Raw genomic sequence first — 17,162 nt, 5'->3', positions numbered from 1 at the left:
TATATCGACTTTACCCTGTTATGTTAAACAGGTAATCATTGTTAATCGCCACCACGTTAGCGATCACCTTGAAATAAGTTGCTCGTTCGATAACGCTAAAACGTGTAGATAATAATGATGAAATATATTTAGGATTGTTTTAGCGCGAAAAGTAAGCGACTATCAAGTGTCACCCAACAAAAGGATTATATGATGCCAACGGAAAACTTATCAAAAAAAACAAATTCTTCTGATAAAAGTAGTAGTTTTAAAACGACCGCTAAAAGCGTCGGCGCCGCTTTTTTTGGCGTACAAAGTAATAAAAACCGCGATAGAGATTTTAGTGAAGGAAAACTAAGCCACTTCATCATTGCTGCTGTAATCGGTGTAGCTATATTTATAGGCGTGTTGATCGCGGCAGTATCTTTAGTTTTACCTTAAGATAAGTGACTTAGAAGCTTACTTATAAAGTACCAGTAACTCTGCAACTTTATTACGTTTACTCGCCTTTTGGCTAATAGTGCGCGCTACTTGTATCGTTTTTTGCTTACTGGCATGCTCATATATTTTACGTGTCCAGATAGTGTCATGATTACTGATCAATACTGATATTTTATCTTGCTCAGTGACTTCTTCAGCAATATTGGCTAAATCAGCTTGCTCATCTAAACCAAAGCCATTACCAACATAACTGGTAAAACTAGCTGTTTTACTTAATGGTACATAAGGGGGATCACAGTAAATGACATCGCCACTTTTTGCCCTGGCAAAAGTTTCTCGGTAACCTTCACAAACAAAAGTGGCTTTCTTAGCTTTTTCCGCAAAATACAGCATTTCATTTTCAGGAAAATATGGACGTTTATACTTACCAAAGGGAACATTATAACCGCCCGATTTATTATATCGACATAAGCCATTATAACCATGACGGTTCATATAAAGAAATACCAGCGACCGAAAGTAGCTGTCACTACTGGCATTAAACTCTTTGCGTAACCGGTAATAAACTTCAGATTGATTATATTCAGGCGTAAAGTATATCGCTGAATCTTTGATAAATTTTTGTGGGTTTTCTTTAATAATATTATAGAGATTGATTAAGTCTTGATTTATATCATTTAACAAGTAATGCTCAAAATTACTGTTCAGAAATACTGAACCAGCACCGACAAAAGGTTCGACTAAACGCTCCCCTTTGGGTAACATTTTATTAATTACATCGCTGAGGCCGTATTTTCCGCCAGCCCACTTTAAAAATGCTCGATGCTTTTTGATCATTTAACCCATTTGCCTTACAACTCATTATTTAAGTGCTAGGCTTAAATAGACGTTTAAAATAGAAAACGAATTGTATCCTGATTAGCTTATTATTGGGAGTCTTGATAAGCATTGATTTCATTATTAATTGCTTGAAGTGACTTTACCCACGGCTGATAAACTTTAATACTACTTGGCAGTAACGTAACAGCCTTTTCTGCGGCCAAACGAGTCTCAAAAACCTCAGAGGTTATCATTAGCATAGGTTGTTGATTAAATAGTCGGTAGTAACTTTTAATCTTGAGACCGACAAAATCAGGTATAAACTGCTGATATACGGAAAGACGAGTAAAACCAGCAATTTGTATAACAAAGCCCGATGGTGCGCTTATATAGTAAGTGGCTTGGGCGCCAACATCTTCAATCGAGTTTACTGGAATAGCGGCTTGCGTAATCAGGGGTGTCACTTTATTTTCTGACTTTTTAACGGATAAAGCCTCTATTACGGTTTTACCCGTTGATAAGGTAACAGAAGCTTTATTTTCAGTATCCCCTTTTTTATCAAGAAACGATGCAAAGCGCTTAGCTTTAGCGGTGGCTATTGGCTCTGTCGACTCAACGACGTCTTTTTCTGCGTTGACAATCGCTTGAACGATATCATTTGGCTCTGCCGGTAGACTAATTAGAACCTTTACCCCTGGGTCGGGTGCGGTTAACGAAAGAAATATATCTTCACTCTTCGCTGGAGCACTCACATTTTTATTATTATAGGCTGAAATAATACTGGTCGAGTTTGCTGGTACCGCTTTTAATTTAAGCTGGGTGTTCGCACTAAAAACATCTTGTTGGAACAACCAATAACCTGTTGCCCCTAAGCAAATCACGAAACAGATAAAAATTAAGGTCCACTTCGTAAAACGGCTGAAGGTAAAAAGTGATGTCTTCACTTTGAATGCTTTGGAGTTAAGGGTTAATAACTGACCTGTTTCTCCAGATAAAACTGAGATTTTCTTATGGAATAGTGATTTATTTTGCGCCAATAAAAGTCCAGCTTTTGGCGTACCAAGCATAAGCACACTGATTGCATAATTGGCTTTTTTAGCTATGTCAGTTAATTGACATAGCTCATGTAAAATTTGTACGGAGAGAAACTGGGCGTGTTCGATGACAATATCAATGGTTTGCTTTTCTTGCTTAGATAAATTGATCAAGCTAACAGCTAAAGACTGCTCAGGATCAAATAGAGTGTCAGCGAAAAGTTGCTCAACAATACGACAGCGAATTTGAATATCGTTTAATTTAGGTGATATAGCGATAAAAGCAGCATTGTGATCATTACCCAAAGAGCCAAGAAACTGACTCGCTACTTGAGAATAAACATTGGCATCTTGGTCAACAACCAAAACGGCATGCTTTGAAAAGCGTAAAATATAATCAACGCGTGCGTTAGCACTAATGGTTGTTACACTTTGTGGAGCGTTATATTCTGTGGCATGTGCTTGTGCAGACATGTTTCACCTGTTCTGTATTAAAATTACAGAATTTGTTGAAGCATCTCCTCACTAATATCATCACGCATTTCTGATTGACCAATAGCCGTGGGTACGATTAAACGTAATACACCTGCCAAATTCTTTTTGTCACGACGCATGTGACAAATAAATTCTTCAAAGCCCATACTTTCAGGCGCTGTTAATGGTAAATCAAACGCGGCAATTAATGTTTCTATACGACGAAGATCTGACGCTTCAAGCAAATTCATTGCTACTGATAACTTAGAGGCAAGTACCATGCCAGTAGCGACAGCTTCACCATGAAGCCAGTTACCGTAACCTTGATCGGCTTCGATAGCATGACCAAAGGTATGGCCTAAATTCAATAATGCCCTTACGCCGGATTCGGTCTCATCAGCGGCAACAATATCTGCCTTGCATTGACAGCAAGTTTTAACCATTTCAATCAGTGTGTTTTTATCTGCTGATTTTATTTTTTCAATATTGCTTTCTAACCAAGCAAAAAAATCATTATCACCTAAGATACCGTACTTAATCACCTCAGCCATGCCCGCATTGAATTCGCGGATAGGTAAAGTGCTAAGGCTATCAATATCAATAAGAACAGCTTTTGGCTGGTAGAAAGCGCCAATCATGTTTTTACCTAAAGGATGATTAACCGCTGTTTTACCACCGACAGAAGAGTCGACTTGTGAAAGTAATGTGGTTGGAACTTGAATAAAGTTGATTCCGCGTTGGTAACATGCGGCTGCAAAGCCGGTAATATCACCAATAACACCGCCGCCTAAAGCAATTAATGTCGAATCTCGCCCATGACCATTGGCCAATAAATGTGACATGATCACATCAAAGTTTGCAAGTGACTTTTGAGCTTCGCCATCAGGTAATATTATTTCGTCAACGTCGAAAGCGCTTAGTTTTGCTTTTAAAGTAGCAAGATATAACGGCTTAACAATATTATTAGAAACGATGCATACTCGTTTACCACGAATATGCTGAGTAAGCAGACTATTATTAGTTAATAGTCCGCTATCAATATAGATGGGGTAACTGCGTGTACCGAGTTCAACATTTAGCGTTGTCATTTTTAGGTCTTTTTTTGAGTGCCTAGCCGCTTTTAGAAATCTAAGCGCTCAACAATTTTATGGGCAACAACTTTAGCACTTTGATCATCTGTTTTTACAATAACGTCAGCAATTTCTTCATATAAAGGATTGCGTTCTATTGCTAGATTCTCAAGTACTGTGCGTGGTTCTTCAGAGGTTTGCAACAATGGACGTTTACGATCACGCTGCGTACGAGCCACTTGCTTGTCTATAGTTGTTTCTAAGTAGACAACTATGCCTCGTGCCGATAAGCGATTACGTACTTGTGTACTTATCACTGAACCACCACCAGTCGCTAAAACAATACCTTGTTTTTCACTTAGGTCTTCAATTACACCTTCTTCTCTTTTACGAAAGCCTTCTTCGCCTTCAAGATCAAAAACCCATGCGATGTCTGCACCTGTTCGGCGCTCTATTTCCTGATCAGAGTCAAAAAACTCAAGATGTAGCCTATCAGCTAATTCTCTACCAATTGTGCTTTTACCAGCGCCCATAGGGCCGATAAGGAAAATATTACGTTTTTCTGCCATTAGATTAACTTCAGCTCGTATAAATAATTACGTTTACAAATATGAGGGAACCCCCTCCGAAAATTTTGAGGGCGTAATTATCGCAATTGTTCGGTGTACATTGCAAGTTAACTAAGACGAAAATAAAATGAAATTACTCAGTAACTCACAAAGTTGTTTAAAAACGCTCAGTTACGATGCGTGGTGTCACAAAAATTAATAATTCTTTTTTCTCATTAAAGTTGTTGCTATTTCTAAATAGCCAACCAAAATAGGGAATGTCGCCTAAAACAGGTACTTTTGATACTGTACTGATAATTGCTTGTTGATAAATTCCGCCAAGAACAATCGTTTCGCCATTATTAACTAGCACTTGTGTACCTATTCGCTGAGTATCAATTGCGGGTGCTTGGCCACTTTGTACATCAGAGACGGTATCTTGAGTAACAACTAAATCAAGAATAATACGATCGTCTGGGGTAATGTGTGGTGTTACCGTTAAACTAAGCACAGCTTTTTTAAATTGGGTTGACGTCGCGCCACTTGAGGATGCTTCTTGATAGGGAATTTCGACCCCCTGTTCAATATACGCTTGTTTTTGATTTGCCGTAGTAATTCTTGGACTTGCGATAATTTCACCCTTATTTTCTTTCTCCATCGCGCTCAACTCAAGATCCAATATAGTACCATCGGCTAATCGCGCCACTTGAAAAGCAATACTACCTGCTGGGTTTGCTACGGGTAAGTTAACATTTAATCGGTCAGCTAAATTAGGTACCAGCCCACTTGCCGCAGAATTAGCCCCCTCTAAGGAGCCAGAGCCCGCATATTCCCCGTCAGTATCAGTAACCCCCCAGCGTATACCTAACTCTTCATTAATGCTGTCTTTCACTGTGACCATACGCGCTTCTATAATCACTTGTCGTACAGGAATATCTAAAACATTGACCATACGCTTTATATCTTCGATACTTTTCGCCGTATCACGAATTAATAAGGTATTCGTTCGCTCGTCAACACTGACACTGCCACGTGTTGACAAAATACTATTGTCATCATTTTTAATTAAGTTAGCAAAGTCGGTTGCCTTAGCATAATTTACTTGTACATATTCAGAGTAGAGTGGCGCAAGTTCAGCGACTTGCTGTTTAGCTTGTAAATCACGTGCTTCACGGGCAGAAAGTTCGTCGCTCGGAGCAACCATTAAAATGTTGCCTTCCATACGCTTATCTAAGCCTTTAACTTTTAATATAATATCAAGGGCCTGATCCCATGGCACGCCGTCTAAACGCAAAGTCACATTTCCAGAGACGCTATCGCTGGTCACTAAGTTAAAGCCATTGTAATCAGCAATAATTTGTAAAACGGTACGAACAGGAATATCTTGAAAATTTAAAGAAATAGCGCGACCACTAAAATCACCATCTTCTTCTAAGTAACCGGGCGCCTTATCATTTTTAACAACGGTTAATGAAAAAACATTATTAATCTGTTGATGCTTAAAAGTAAAATCACTATTGATATCGACAATAAACTTGGCATTACGTCCCTCTCTAAAGGTTTCGATGCCAGTAACTAACGTACCAAAGTCGGTAACATCTAATTTATAAAGTAAATCGTCAATAATTTGGGTGTTATGGAATTCGATATACAGCTTGCCGAGTTTGTCTGTCACATCAACAGCAACCATACTGTCATCAAGGTAAACCAGTATTTGTGCTTCATTGTTTTCACCATTACGAAAATCTATCGAATCAATGTTGTTAATAAAGGTATTACCTAATGGATTGACCTGGGTAATCGGCGAGTCGCCCACACCTTTATTGAGAATTAATGAGAAGAACTTACCATTTTGCTTAATATCAAAAACTGACAGTTGATCTAAGTGAACCGTAGCAACCACTTTTCCTGCTAATTTTTGCACGCTAACATGACTAACTCCGGCATGTTCAACAATGGTTTTTAATAACTTTTCATTAAACTCATTCGCATCAAAGGTAATGCTAATTTGAGCAGGATTCATCGCCGTTTTCATCACGGGTGGATTAACAATGGTTTCGGTGAGTTCAAACTGCAACTCTATTTCATCGTTCTGTAAAGTATTATATTTAATACCGATTAGATCACTAGACCATGCCGAAAAAGCCAAAGAATAGAGCATCACTGCGGTGATAACACTTCGCGTTACCGTTAATGTAACTGACTGATTAGTTTTTATTTTATTAAATAGCAACATTACTTCCCTTGCCCCTCTGTACCTGACTTGACCATTTTAAGTGTCGTCTCACGTTCGACCCAACAACCAGCGCCATCAGCAATTAATTCTCTAACTTTAACATCAAATGGATTCACCATTGTAATGCGACCATGATTCAACCCTAAATAACTTCCAACAGCAACTCGATGTAAGGTTGCATCAGAGGCCTCAACAAGTGCCCAAATAATCTCTTGTTCTCCTAAAGTTCCTCGCATTGATAAATTGCTAAGCGGATACTTTTCCAAGGGCTGCTTACGGCGACGAGGATCTGGACTCAAACATCCTGACATCTGTTGAATTTTCTGTTGGATTGCTTCAACTTCTGGTTTATCAAATGGACTTCGTAACCCTTGCGCTGAATAGTCAAAATGACCAAACTTTGAAATTACCGGCATAGGTTTAATAACATTAGGTGTATTTGCCTGCACTGTCGCTATATGGGTTCGTAAATCACTGGTATCATCAAAGCAACCACTGACACTGATAACAAGCGCAATAAATAAGACTGACTTTTTCATTTTTCTTCAGCCTCTCGATAACGATAAGTTTTTGCTTGTAGTTTTAAACCCAGCAAACCATTTTCCATATTGTTAATATCGACATCAAAGTCATGCAAAGTAACAATTCGAGGTAACCCAGCAATTTTACTGACAAAGTTACCAAACTCATGATAAGAACCAACCACTTCAATATCAATAGGAAGTTCAATATAAATTTCACGGGTTATTTCTGGCTGCCAATTAAGCTTAACAAATTTCAGCCCACTTGTTGTCCCAACAAAAGTTATATCATCAAGTAAGCCAGGGGTTTCATGACTTTCAGGCAAACTTCTTAATTGATTGGCAAATAAGGCCTCTGCCTCTTTCATTTGCTGCTCAAATAACTCTAAATTAGCAGCAACATGGTATTTTATTTGATATTGGCTTTTTAGTGTAACTTCTTCCGCCGCGTAATTATCGAGTGTTGTTATTTTATCACTGATTAATAAAAAATAACCTAACACCAAAACCACGATAGCGATAAAAACGGCTAATGTTATTTTGGCAGCTTTTGGCCATTGCCCAACGTTATCAGCCTCTAAACCTTCAAATTGTTCAAAGAATTGAGTTAAATCTATGTTCATGATTTACCTCCGTTAGTGATGACTTTTTCGTCATCTCCACTATTTAATAAGCCTTTAATACGCACCCGCATTTTAAAGTCACTCAATAATTTGTTTTTTGCTTCATTGGTCGTAATAGATTCTAAAATTGCATCGGTAAATAACACCGAGCGCTCTATTTCACGGATCATATTCGCTAAATGATTATTCGATTCACTTTTGCCAACGATGTTAATACTGTTGCCCTGTTTTTCAAGACGGGTCAAATAAACACCTGTTGGCACTATTTTAGCTATTTCATCAAAAACTTGGGTACCCACATTTCGGCTGCGCTGAAGTTGTTCAACCACTTGAGTTCTTTTTTGTAATTCTTTTTTCTTTTCGTTTAAGTTTTTAATTTTTATAATACGGGCGTCTAGAAGAGCAATTTCTGTTTTTAAAAACTGATTACGTGAATTTTGACCATCAATACGCATTTGGTAAAATTGACTAATAATAAAAACCAGTGCGAAGGCGATTACGGCAACAATAGTAAGTAGGGTAAAATACTCACGTTGTTTGGCTTTTTCGGCTTCTTCGCGCCATGGGAGTAGATTTATAAATGCCATGAAACAAAGCTCCTCAATGCTAAACCTGCTGCTACCATATATTGAGCGGCGGTTTTATCTAACACATCTTTATCTACACTGTCGGCAACGGTCATCGATTTAAAAGGATTGGCAATAATAGTATGGATACCTAATTCTTCAGTTAACAAGGCTTCAAGACCTTCAACATTAGCACTACCACCTGAAACAATAATATAATCTACTTTCTTTTTCCCACTAGAGGTTAAGAACATTTGTATTGCACGGCGAATTTGCTGTGTAAAAATGGTGTGAAACGGTCCTAAAACTTCAAAGGTATAATTAGGCGGCAAGTCATTCGTTATTTTGGCATGCTCGGCTTCTTCAAAGGTTTGATTATAATATGAAACAATTGATCGAGTGTATTGTTCGCCGCCAAAGAGTTGATCCCGGCTATAAATATGTGCGCCAGCATCAGTCACCGAAAACAAGGTCATCACCGCGCCCACATCAACTATAGCAACCGTTTTGTCTTTAGCATCATCGGGTAATTGCGATAAACTTAAATCGTAGGCTCGACTCACGGCATATGACTCAACATCAATAACCTTAGTTTGAAATCCTCCCAATTCTAAAGCCGCAACTCTCGCTTCTACTGATTCGGTTCGAGCAGCACTTAATAAAACATTAACCTTGGTTGGGTCTGATTCATTAATGTCCAGTTTTTCAAAATCTAAACTAACCTCATCTAAAGGGTAAGGAATTAAACTATCGGCTTCAATTTCAATTTGACTGGCGAGCTCGTGCTCAGACAAATTAACGTCCATATAGATAACTTTAGTAATAACGGTTTGTCCAGAAACGGCTGCTGCAGCTTGATTGACTGAAGAGGTAATTTCTTTTCTGATTTTAGTAACAACTTTGCCAACGGCATCAATGTCTTGGATTTCTCGGTCAATAATAGCGCCACGGGGCATAACTTCTGTTGCTAATGCTTCCAGCACATACCCTTCATCGTCTTGACTTAACAAAACCGCTTTTATTGCATGAGAACCAATATCAATACCAACTATTAAAGATGTATTCTTTTTAAAAAGACTGCTGAGCATAACATCCTACTAATATGAGTAAATTCACTAATAACGACACAATTTAAATAAATAAATTTAAATAAACATTATTGCATTGCTTTATATTAGGCATAAACCTGAGATAAATACATTTATTACATGCTTTTAAAGGATATACTAGTGTTATTAATCGTTTTTTTGTCCAATATTGAGAGAAAAATTTAGTGCTTTTATTTAAACGTCTCATAAAAGTAGGGCTAATCTTTATATTTTTAGCTTGTTTGTCTTTAGCCGCTTTATATTTATCAATGCGCAGTGAATTGCCCAGTGTGACTTCATTAAAAGACATGCAATGGCAAACGCCGATGCAAATTTTTAGTGCCGATAATAAGTTAATCAATCAGTTTGGCGAAAAAAAACGCATCCCCTTAAAGCTTAACGAATTTCCACAACAACTGATTAACGCCATTTTAGCCAGTGAAGACGATCGCTTTTATTCACATTTTGGCGTCGACCCAATTGGACTAGGCAGAGCTGTACTCGGTAAACTGATGGGACAAAACAAAGGGGGTGCAAGTACCATTACCATGCAAGTGGCACGAAACTTTTTCTTATCCTCTGAAGTAACCTACACTCGAAAAATCCGTGAAATATTTTTAACTTTCCATATTGAAAGTTTACTCACAAAAGATGAAATACTCGCCCTGTACATGAATAAAATACCGTTAAGTCATCGTAGCTTTGGTTTTGGCGCAGCAGCACAAGTATATTACGGTAAAGATGTTAAAGACTTAACACTGGCACAGATAGCGGTACTTGCTGGTTTACCTAAAGCACCTTCTAACAGAAACCCTATAAGTTCGCCTGATAACGCCAAGACCAATCGCGCAATTGTTTTACAGCGTATGTATAGCGCAGGCTATATCAACTCAACAGAGATGGAACAAGCAAACCAAGCCCCTATTACTGGCAAGAGACACAGTGTAGAAATTGAGTTGAATGCGCCATACATAGCAGAGATGGCACACCAAGAGATGGTCGATCTCTATGGAAAAGAGCTTGCCTATACCGGTGGCTACAATGTTTATCTAACGGTTAACTCAGACTTTCAAAGAGCAGCACAAAAAGCAGTAATCGATAACTTACTGTCATACGATTTGCGACATGGATATCGTGGCGCAGTCGTTTCTTTACGCCCAGAGTTAACTGAAAATACAAGTACTATTGATAAGGTAGCTGAGCTCAGCGATGATGAAGTTATCAAAGCGCTTAATAAAATCGATAATTATCAAACACTTTTTCCTGCTGTGATCACAGGTATTGCTGAACAGTCAGCGACGATTAAATTTTTAGGTCATCAAGATAATAACCATATCACTTTGCAAGAAGGCGATATATTATGGCAAGGCATGTCGTGGGCGCGCGAATTTATTAATGATGAAAAACAGGGCGCTGCACCTAAGCTTGCCAATGAAATACTCCAATATGGCGATGTTGTCTTTGTTATTAAAACCGCGCAGGGTTTTACATTAAGCCAGCTACCAGAAGTGAGTTCTGCTCTCGTCTCTTTATCAACAGATAATGGTGCGATAAAAGCAGCTATTGGCGGATTTAGCTTTCAGCAAAGCCAGTTTAATCGAGTTACACAGGCAAAACGACAAGTGGGCTCTAACATAAAGCCCTTTATTTACTCCGCCGCTTTAGATAATGGCTTTACCTTAGCCACACTTGTCAATGATGCGCCAATTAACCAATGGGATGAAAGTTCAGGTTCAGTTTGGCGTCCAGAAAACTCTCCCCCTATTTATAACGGCGACATTCGGGTTCGATTAGCACTTGCACAATCTAAAAATGTTATCGCCGTTAGACTATTAAGAGCGGTTGGATTAGACAAAATAATTCCGCATTTAGCAGCCTTTGGCTTTGTACCCAACGATTTACCACGAAACGAAACACTTGCTCTAGGCTCTGCATCTCTAACACCATTAGAAGTGGCCACCGGATTTGCAACCTTCGCGAACGGCGGCTATTTAATCAGACCCTATTTAATTGATAGAATAGAAGATTCGTTTGGTAAAGTCCTCTTCCAAGCAAATCCAGCTATTGCCTGTGACATATGTTCACTAGAAATTAAGCAACGAGATATTAATAATTCCTCAGTCCCGCTTGAGCTTTTAGCTGAAAAAGACCTACGTCCACTTATTAAAGCTGAACGAGTGATTAGCCCGCAGAACGCTTTTTTAGTGACACAAGCATTAAATGCGGCAATTTGGGGTTCAGATTATCAAATGAAACCGTTTTGGCGAGGAACAGGATGGCGCGCACAAACATTAAAACGACATGATATTGCAGGAAAAACAGGGACAACAAATCAATCAAAAGATGCGTGGTTTTCAGGCTTTAGCCGTCGATTGGTCACTACTTCTTGGGTAGGCTTTGATGACCCTGGCAGAAGTTTGGGTAAAACACGTTATAATAGCAATCTCGATAAATATCAAATTACCGGTGGCGAAGCTGGTGCAAAATCAGCACAACCAGCTTGGATAGACTTTATGGAAGTTGCATTAGTTGCTCATCCTGAAGAACCTTTTATTCAGCCTGTTGATATAGTGTCAGTACGCATTGATAAAAGCAGCGGTAAACTGACCAATAAAACAGATAAAACCAGCTTTTTTGAATACTTTCAGTTTGGCACCGCGCCAACAGAATCGGTAACACAAGATAATAGTAGTGAAATACTTGATGGCTCACGTATTTTTGATGAGAGTAGTAACGACGATATATTTTAACCAGGCAGTAATTTTCTTCCAATATCATTAGTCGCCTGACAAATGTTAGTGAGATACTTGCTGTAACTTGTCGCTATTGTCAGCTTTTGACTTTTATAACTTTCATTTGCAACTTATTCCTTACAGAACAAAACATTTATTTAATTGTTTTGTTCCTTTTACAAAAATAAATTCACTGTAGATTATGCGAATCAACAGCATAATCTACAGTCTCTCCCATAAAGCAAAACCAGCAATAAGTTCTTGTAATAAAACAATTAAAATAAATTAACATGGTTCTAATGGTAAAATATTTAGTTTAATTACTCAGTCACCGTATCTTCCCCCCTACCACTATAAATGAAAGTTATAGTGAAAACTTTCACAACGAAAGAAATTTTGCTTTCGTTTTGTCTAATAATCGCCTAAAATTGCGTTCTCAAACATGTTTAACACAAAATGTTCACTGTCGTACTTTTAGGAGAGTATTCGCTATGGCTTCTTTAGAAAGCTCAATTGATTTATCTGTATATGGCATCAATGATGTTGCCGAGATTGTTTACAATCCGTCTTACGAGTTACTCTTTGCTGAAGAAACTAAGTCTGAACTGACTGGTTTTGATAAAGGCATAGAAACCGAACTTGGTGCGGTTAACGTCGATACGGGTATTTTTACCGGTCGCTCACCTAAAGATAAATATATTGTTCGTGATGATACTAGCCGTGATACGGTTTGGTGGTCTGATCAAGGTAAGAATGATAACAAACCAATGACGCAAGAAACTTGGGATCATTTAAAGACTTTAGTGACTACTCAACTTTCTAAACAGCGTTTATTTGTTGTCGATACTTACTGTGGTGCTAATGCCGATACACGCTTAAAAGTTCGCTTTATCACTCAAGTTGCATGGCAAGCTCACTTTGTTAAAAACATGTTTATTCGCCCTTCAGATGAAGAGTTGAAAGATTACGAACCCGATTTCATCGTAATGAATGGTGCTAAAACAACTAACGATAAATGGCAAGAACAAGGTCTTAACTCTGAAAACTTTGTTGCCTTTAACCTTACTGAAAAAATTCAATTGATCGGCGGTACTTGGTACGGCGGAGAAATGAAAAAAGGTATGTTCTCAATGATGAACTACCTATTACCTTTAAAAGGTATTGCTTCAATGCACTGTAGTGCAAACGTCGGTGAAGAAGGCGATGTAGCGGTATTTTTCGGCTTATCAGGTACAGGTAAAACAACGCTTTCTACAGATCCAAAGCGTCAACTTATCGGCGATGACGAACATGGCTGGGATGATAATGGTGTGTTTAACTTTGAAGGTGGTTGTTACGCTAAAACGATCAACTTAAGCAAAGAAAATGAACCTGATATTTATAATGCGATACGTCGAAATGCATTATTAGAAAATGTTAGCGTTGATGAACACGGTAAAATTGATTTTGATGATAACTCAAAAACTGAAAATACCCGTGTGTCTTACCCAATTGATCATATTGAAAATATTGTTAAGCCTATTTCTCGTGCTGGTCATGCGAAAAAAGTTATTTTCTTAACTGCCGATGCTTTTGGTGTATTACCACCTGTTTCAAAGTTAACCCCCGCACAAACTGAATATTACTTTTTATCTGGTTTTACAGCTAAACTTGCTGGAACTGAGCGTGGTATTACCAAGCCGACTCCGACATTCTCAAGTTGTTTTGGCGCAGCCTTCCTAAGCTTGCACCCTACTCAGTATGCTGAAGTTCTACGTAAACGTATGCAAGCCGTTGGTGCTGAAGCTTACTTAGTTAACACCGGTTGGAATGGTACGGGTAAACGTATCTCAATAAAGGCTACTCGTGCGATTATTGATTCGATTCTAGATGGTTCTATAGATAGCGCTGAAACTACTGTTTTACCGTTATTTAATTTAGAAATCCCAACGAGTGTTGCAGGGGTTGAAGGCGATATTCTTGACCCTCGTGATACTTACACAGATAAAGAAGAGTGGAACACTAAAGCAGAAGATTTAGCTAAGCGCTTTGTTAAAAACTTTAGTAAGTTTACTGATACTGATAATGGTAAGTCATTAGTCGATGCTGGACCTCAGCTATAAAGACTTAATATTTAAATGTTATCACTAAAAAGCCGCTAAACTTAACGTTTAGCGGCTTTTTTCTGTTCAGGATGAACAGTCATCACAGCATGACCATTCTTAGTGAGACATGCCTTCTATTGCATCAGTCCATTGTGCAACGCACGGTTACTATGTGAATTTCAGAAAATTTATTTAATGGGTAATAAAACCTTGGCTGATAAACCGCCTTCAGCACGGTTAGTTAACAGAACATCACCACCATGAGTATTCACTATCTTCTTTATTATCGCTAAGCCTAAACCACTTCCTTCTGTGCCTCGCGCTTTATCCCCTTGCGTAAAAGGTTGGAACAAACGTTCTATATCTTCTTCAGGAATACCAGGGCCGTTGTCAGACACACAGAAATACACTGACTTTTTATCCGCTGAAATCCCGGTAATAATATCAATATCTCCATCAGAGTAACGTAAGGCATTCTGAATAATATTAGCAACCGCTCTCTTCATCGCAACAAAGCGTAGCGGTATTTCAGGTAGTTCTTGCTCTGAAAAATTTATCTGCCGACCATAAATAAGTTCGGTTTGCATCACATCATTAATTAAGTGATTGAGATCGCAAAGCTCAGGCTTATCTTTACTGTTATGGCGAATGTAGTCGATAAACTGATCAATAATACTGTTCATATCATCAATATCGCCTTCGATACCCTCTTTTAAAAACTCATCTTGTGTTGACATCATCTCCGCCGCAAGGCGAATTCTGGTTAATGGCGTGCGTAAATCATGAGAAATTCCGGCCATCAATAAGTTACGATCGTCTTCGAGCTGTTTTATACCTCGAGACATATGATTAAAAGCTTGAGTTACCGCAACAATTTCAGTGGTTCCTAACTCGGCTAATGGCTGAGGAAACTCGCCACGCCCGACATCTTCTGCGGCTTTTTGTAATGCTTTTAAAGGACGATTTATTTGCCGAACAAACAACCAACCGCCAATGACACTTAATAGGCCCAGAAACATTAACACCACTGTAAGCGGAGAAAAGTTTGCTTCTTCTAGACCTGAAAGGGGAATTCTGATCCAATAATGTGGCGCTTGCGGAGGCCTGATCCAGAATATATATTGCTCCCCTCCTTGGGTCAGTCTCAGTTCAGCATCGCCATCAAGTAATTTTGACATCTCTTTAGAGCGATGCGCAAGATAGGTAGCTTCTGCCAACCCTGACGATAATGCGTCACTTTCACGATAAACTTCAATGCCCGTTTTTTCTTGAAATGATCTTGAGAATGCCTTTCTAAGCAGATCATCATCAATATCAATAAGCACAACCCGTACTTGTTTTGCTAACAACTCATTAGTTAGCTGAGTATTAGGTTGGATGATGTAATAAACCATTGATACCCAAGAAACAACTTGATTAATCAAGAGTAAAAAACCAATCAAGAGTACGGTTTGCCCAAAGGCACTACGTGGCAATATTTTCATGGTTTACATCCATAGTAGGGTCTTCGCTTATATAAGGTAGGTAACGGTGTTAAACGCACTAATTGACTTCTTTACCTTCAGGCACAAAGACGTAGCCTAAACCCCAAACCGTTTGAATATAACGAGGTTTTGCCGGATCTACTTCTAACATTCTTCTTAAACGTGAAACCTGTACATCAATACTACGCTCTAAAGCTGAATAATCACGACCACGCGCTAAATTCATCAGTTTATCACGAGACAGTGGCTCTCTCGGGTGAGTGATCAGGGCTTTTAAAACAGCAAATTCGCCACTCGTTAAAGGCATATTAATATCGCCTTTTACCATCTCTCTAGTGGCAAGGTTAAGTTGATACTCACCGAAAGAAACAATGTTCTCTTCTTGTGAAGGAGCGCCAGGAGCTTCTTGTACCCTACGTCTCAACACAGCTTTAATTCGCGCTAATAATTCTCTTGGATTAAAAGGTTTTGGCATGTAATCATCAGCACCGAGTTCCAAACCAATAATACGATCAACTTCATCGCCTTTGGCGGTTAGCATGACAATTGGCATATCATTAGATTGTTGACGTAAGCGACGACATATAGATAAGCCATCTTCGCCAGGTAACATCAAATCTAAGACTAACAAGTGAAAGTTCTCTCTCTCAAGTAAACGATCCATTTGCTCTGAACTCGCCGCAGTACGCACAGCAAACCCTTGTTCAACTAAATATCGCTCTAAAAGCGCTCGAAGGCGCATATCATCATCAACTACTAATATCTTTTTAGTTTCATTACTCATTGGGGTCATCCTATAACAATCATTTGTTCACTATAATCTAAAAAAAGTAATAATAAAGCTGCTATTAAGAATTAAAGTTAAGGTATTTGTTACAATTTATGAAGTTTGACCGTTTACAGGCATACGGAGTGAGGCCAGACAGTCTCATTGAACTGCAAAGTTATTAACACCTGCTCTGTGTTAGCGACTTTGACTGTTTTGTTAAAATTTAGAGATAAAAAAAGACGCCTAAGCGTCTTTTCTTGAATTCTCGTGAGCACTAAAATCTGCAATTATGCGATGCTTCTTTTAGGTACAGCGATACAACACCTGCTCTGTGTTAGTAACTTTGGCTGTTTTGACTATTTCACTAAAATCTAGATATAAAAAAAGACGCCTAAGCGTCTTTTCTTGAATTCTCGTGAGCACTAAAACCTGCAATTATGCGATGCTTCTTTTAGGTACAGCGATACAACACCTGCTCTGTGTTGGCAACTTTGACTATTTGACAGTTTTTGCTAAAATTTAAATATAAAAAAAGACGCCTAAGCGTCTTTTCTTAAATTCTCGTGAGCACTAAAATCTGCAATTATGCGATGATTTTAGATACAACACCAGCACCAACAGTACGACCACCTTCACGGATAGCGAAGCGTAAACCTTCATCCATCGCTACTGGGTTGATTAGCTCTACAACAAA

At 38.6% G+C, this 17,162-nt stretch carries 15 protein-coding genes; 3 read left to right on the top strand and 12 right to left on the bottom strand.

Translation table 11 applies throughout. The features are described 5' to 3' along the window. Nucleotides 1-192 precede the first annotated feature (192 nt). On the top strand, nucleotides 193-420 hold the full coding sequence (locus H4J56_RS17955; RefSeq protein ID WP_070375653.1) for a DUF2970 domain-containing protein: 228 nt from the start codon (nucleotides 193-195) through the stop codon (nucleotides 418-420). A gap of 18 nt (nucleotides 421-438) precedes the next feature. Here H4J56_RS17955 and H4J56_RS17950 read toward each other — a convergent pair whose 3' ends face one another. The 9 genes from H4J56_RS17950 to H4J56_RS17910 all read right to left on the bottom strand — a co-directional run bounded on the left by H4J56_RS17950 (nucleotide 439) and on the right by H4J56_RS17910 (nucleotide 9,399). Next, nucleotides 439-1,257 (bottom strand): Dam family site-specific DNA-(adenine-N6)-methyltransferase, encoded by an 819-nt coding sequence (locus H4J56_RS17950; protein ID WP_220465970.1) that lies wholly within the window; start codon nucleotides 1,255-1,257, stop codon nucleotides 439-441. A gap of 89 nt (nucleotides 1,258-1,346) precedes the next feature. Then, on the bottom strand, nucleotides 1,347-2,747 hold the full coding sequence (locus H4J56_RS17945; protein WP_182259702.1) for an SPOR domain-containing protein: 1,401 nt from the start codon (nucleotides 2,745-2,747) through the stop codon (nucleotides 1,347-1,349). 23 nt (nucleotides 2,748-2,770) lie between these two features. Next, the gene (aroB, locus tag H4J56_RS17940) at nucleotides 2,771-3,835 is read right to left on the bottom strand and encodes a 3-dehydroquinate synthase (RefSeq protein ID WP_182259701.1); all 1,065 of its coding nucleotides are present in this window, start codon (nucleotides 3,833-3,835) and stop codon (nucleotides 2,771-2,773) included. A 32-nt stretch (nucleotides 3,836-3,867) separates the two neighbouring features. Then, on the bottom strand, nucleotides 3,868-4,386 hold the full coding sequence (gene aroK / locus H4J56_RS17935) for a shikimate kinase AroK (protein WP_070375650.1): 519 nt from the start codon (nucleotides 4,384-4,386) through the stop codon (nucleotides 3,868-3,870). Between the two features lie 157 nt (nucleotides 4,387-4,543). Then, nucleotides 4,544-6,601, bottom strand: coding sequence for a type IV pilus secretin PilQ (locus tag H4J56_RS17930; RefSeq protein WP_182213855.1), 2,058 nt, complete (start codon nucleotides 6,599-6,601; stop codon nucleotides 4,544-4,546). Further along, nucleotides 6,601-7,140 (bottom strand): pilus assembly protein PilP, encoded by a 540-nt coding sequence (locus tag H4J56_RS17925; RefSeq protein ID WP_070375648.1) that lies wholly within the window; start codon nucleotides 7,138-7,140, stop codon nucleotides 6,601-6,603. Before H4J56_RS17925 ends, H4J56_RS17930 begins: the two co-directional genes overlap by 1 nt. Next, nucleotides 7,137-7,745, bottom strand: a complete 609-nt coding sequence (locus H4J56_RS17920; RefSeq protein ID WP_182213857.1) for a type 4a pilus biogenesis protein PilO — start codon at nucleotides 7,743-7,745, stop codon at nucleotides 7,137-7,139. Before H4J56_RS17920 ends, H4J56_RS17925 begins: the two co-directional genes overlap by 4 nt. After that, the gene (locus H4J56_RS17915) at nucleotides 7,742-8,332 is read right to left on the bottom strand and encodes a PilN domain-containing protein (RefSeq protein ID WP_182259700.1); all 591 of its coding nucleotides are present in this window, start codon (nucleotides 8,330-8,332) and stop codon (nucleotides 7,742-7,744) included. Before H4J56_RS17915 ends, H4J56_RS17920 begins: the two co-directional genes overlap by 4 nt. Further along, nucleotides 8,320-9,399 carry a pilus assembly protein PilM gene (locus H4J56_RS17910; protein WP_182213859.1) on the bottom strand — a complete coding sequence of 360 codons (1,080 nt, stop codon included), beginning with the start codon at nucleotides 9,397-9,399 and terminating at the stop codon, nucleotides 8,320-8,322. The genes H4J56_RS17915 and H4J56_RS17910 overlap by 13 nt, the downstream gene beginning before the upstream one ends. Nucleotides 9,400-9,584: 185 nt before the next feature. Here H4J56_RS17910 and H4J56_RS17905 point away from each other — a divergent pair, with 185 nt between their 5' ends. Next, nucleotides 9,585-12,149, top strand: a complete 2,565-nt coding sequence (locus H4J56_RS17905) for a penicillin-binding protein 1A (protein ID WP_182259699.1) — start codon at nucleotides 9,585-9,587, stop codon at nucleotides 12,147-12,149. Nucleotides 12,150-12,622: 473 nt separating this feature from the next. Beyond that, nucleotides 12,623-14,233 (top strand): phosphoenolpyruvate carboxykinase (ATP), encoded by a 1,611-nt coding sequence (pckA, locus tag H4J56_RS17900; protein WP_070375643.1) that lies wholly within the window; start codon nucleotides 12,623-12,625, stop codon nucleotides 14,231-14,233. A gap of 170 nt (nucleotides 14,234-14,403) precedes the next feature. Here pckA and envZ read toward each other — a convergent pair whose 3' ends face one another. The 3 genes from envZ to H4J56_RS17885 all read right to left on the bottom strand — a co-directional run. Then, entirely contained in the window at nucleotides 14,404-15,699 is a 1,296-nt protein-coding gene (gene envZ, locus H4J56_RS17895; protein ID WP_182213863.1) for a two-component system sensor histidine kinase EnvZ, read from the bottom strand. Between the two features lie 58 nt (nucleotides 15,700-15,757). Beyond that, on the bottom strand, nucleotides 15,758-16,483 hold the full coding sequence (ompR, locus tag H4J56_RS17890) for a two-component system response regulator OmpR (protein ID WP_070375641.1): 726 nt from the start codon (nucleotides 16,481-16,483) through the stop codon (nucleotides 15,758-15,760). Between the two features lie 568 nt (nucleotides 16,484-17,051). Next, nucleotides 17,052-17,162 (bottom strand): hypothetical protein (locus H4J56_RS17885; RefSeq protein WP_182259698.1); only part of this gene is annotated, 111 nt, incomplete at its 5' end.

Origin of the sequence: Colwellia sp. BRX8-4, assembly GCF_014077345.1 — a bacterium.
Taxonomy (GTDB): Bacteria; Pseudomonadota; Gammaproteobacteria; order Enterobacterales; family Alteromonadaceae; genus Colwellia_A.
The sequence above is the reverse complement of the archived record's forward strand: the minus strand, read 5'-3'. Positions and strand labels throughout refer to the sequence as shown.

Bases quoted from the DNA above. Each gene is read 5' to 3' on its own strand.
- H4J56_RS17955 (WP_070375653.1), top strand. From the start codon at position 193: ATGCCAACGGAAAACTTATCAAAAAAAACAAATTCTTCTGATAAAAGT.
- H4J56_RS17950 (WP_220465970.1), bottom strand. From the start codon at position 1,257: ATGATCAAAAAGCATCGAGCATTTTTAAAGTGGGCTGGCGGAAAATAC.
- H4J56_RS17945 (WP_182259702.1), bottom strand. From the start codon at position 2,747: ATGTCTGCACAAGCACATGCCACAGAATATAACGCTCCACAAAGTGTA.
- aroB (WP_182259701.1), bottom strand. From the start codon at position 3,835: ATGACAACGCTAAATGTTGAACTCGGTACACGCAGTTACCCCATCTAT.
- aroK (WP_070375650.1), bottom strand. From the start codon at position 4,386: ATGGCAGAAAAACGTAATATTTTCCTTATCGGCCCTATGGGCGCTGGT.
- H4J56_RS17930 (WP_182213855.1), bottom strand. From the start codon at position 6,601: ATGTTGCTATTTAATAAAATAAAAACTAATCAGTCAGTTACATTAACG.
- H4J56_RS17925 (WP_070375648.1), bottom strand. From the start codon at position 7,140: ATGAAAAAGTCAGTCTTATTTATTGCGCTTGTTATCAGTGTCAGTGGT.
- H4J56_RS17920 (WP_182213857.1), bottom strand. From the start codon at position 7,745: ATGAACATAGATTTAACTCAATTCTTTGAACAATTTGAAGGTTTAGAG.
- H4J56_RS17915 (WP_182259700.1), bottom strand. From the start codon at position 8,332: ATGGCATTTATAAATCTACTCCCATGGCGCGAAGAAGCCGAAAAAGCC.
- H4J56_RS17910 (WP_182213859.1), bottom strand. From the start codon at position 9,399: ATGCTCAGCAGTCTTTTTAAAAAGAATACATCTTTAATAGTTGGTATT.
- pckA (WP_070375643.1), top strand. From the start codon at position 12,623: ATGGCTTCTTTAGAAAGCTCAATTGATTTATCTGTATATGGCATCAAT.
- envZ (WP_182213863.1), bottom strand. From the start codon at position 15,699: ATGAAAATATTGCCACGTAGTGCCTTTGGGCAAACCGTACTCTTGATT.
- ompR (WP_070375641.1), bottom strand. From the start codon at position 16,483: ATGAGTAATGAAACTAAAAAGATATTAGTAGTTGATGATGATATGCGC.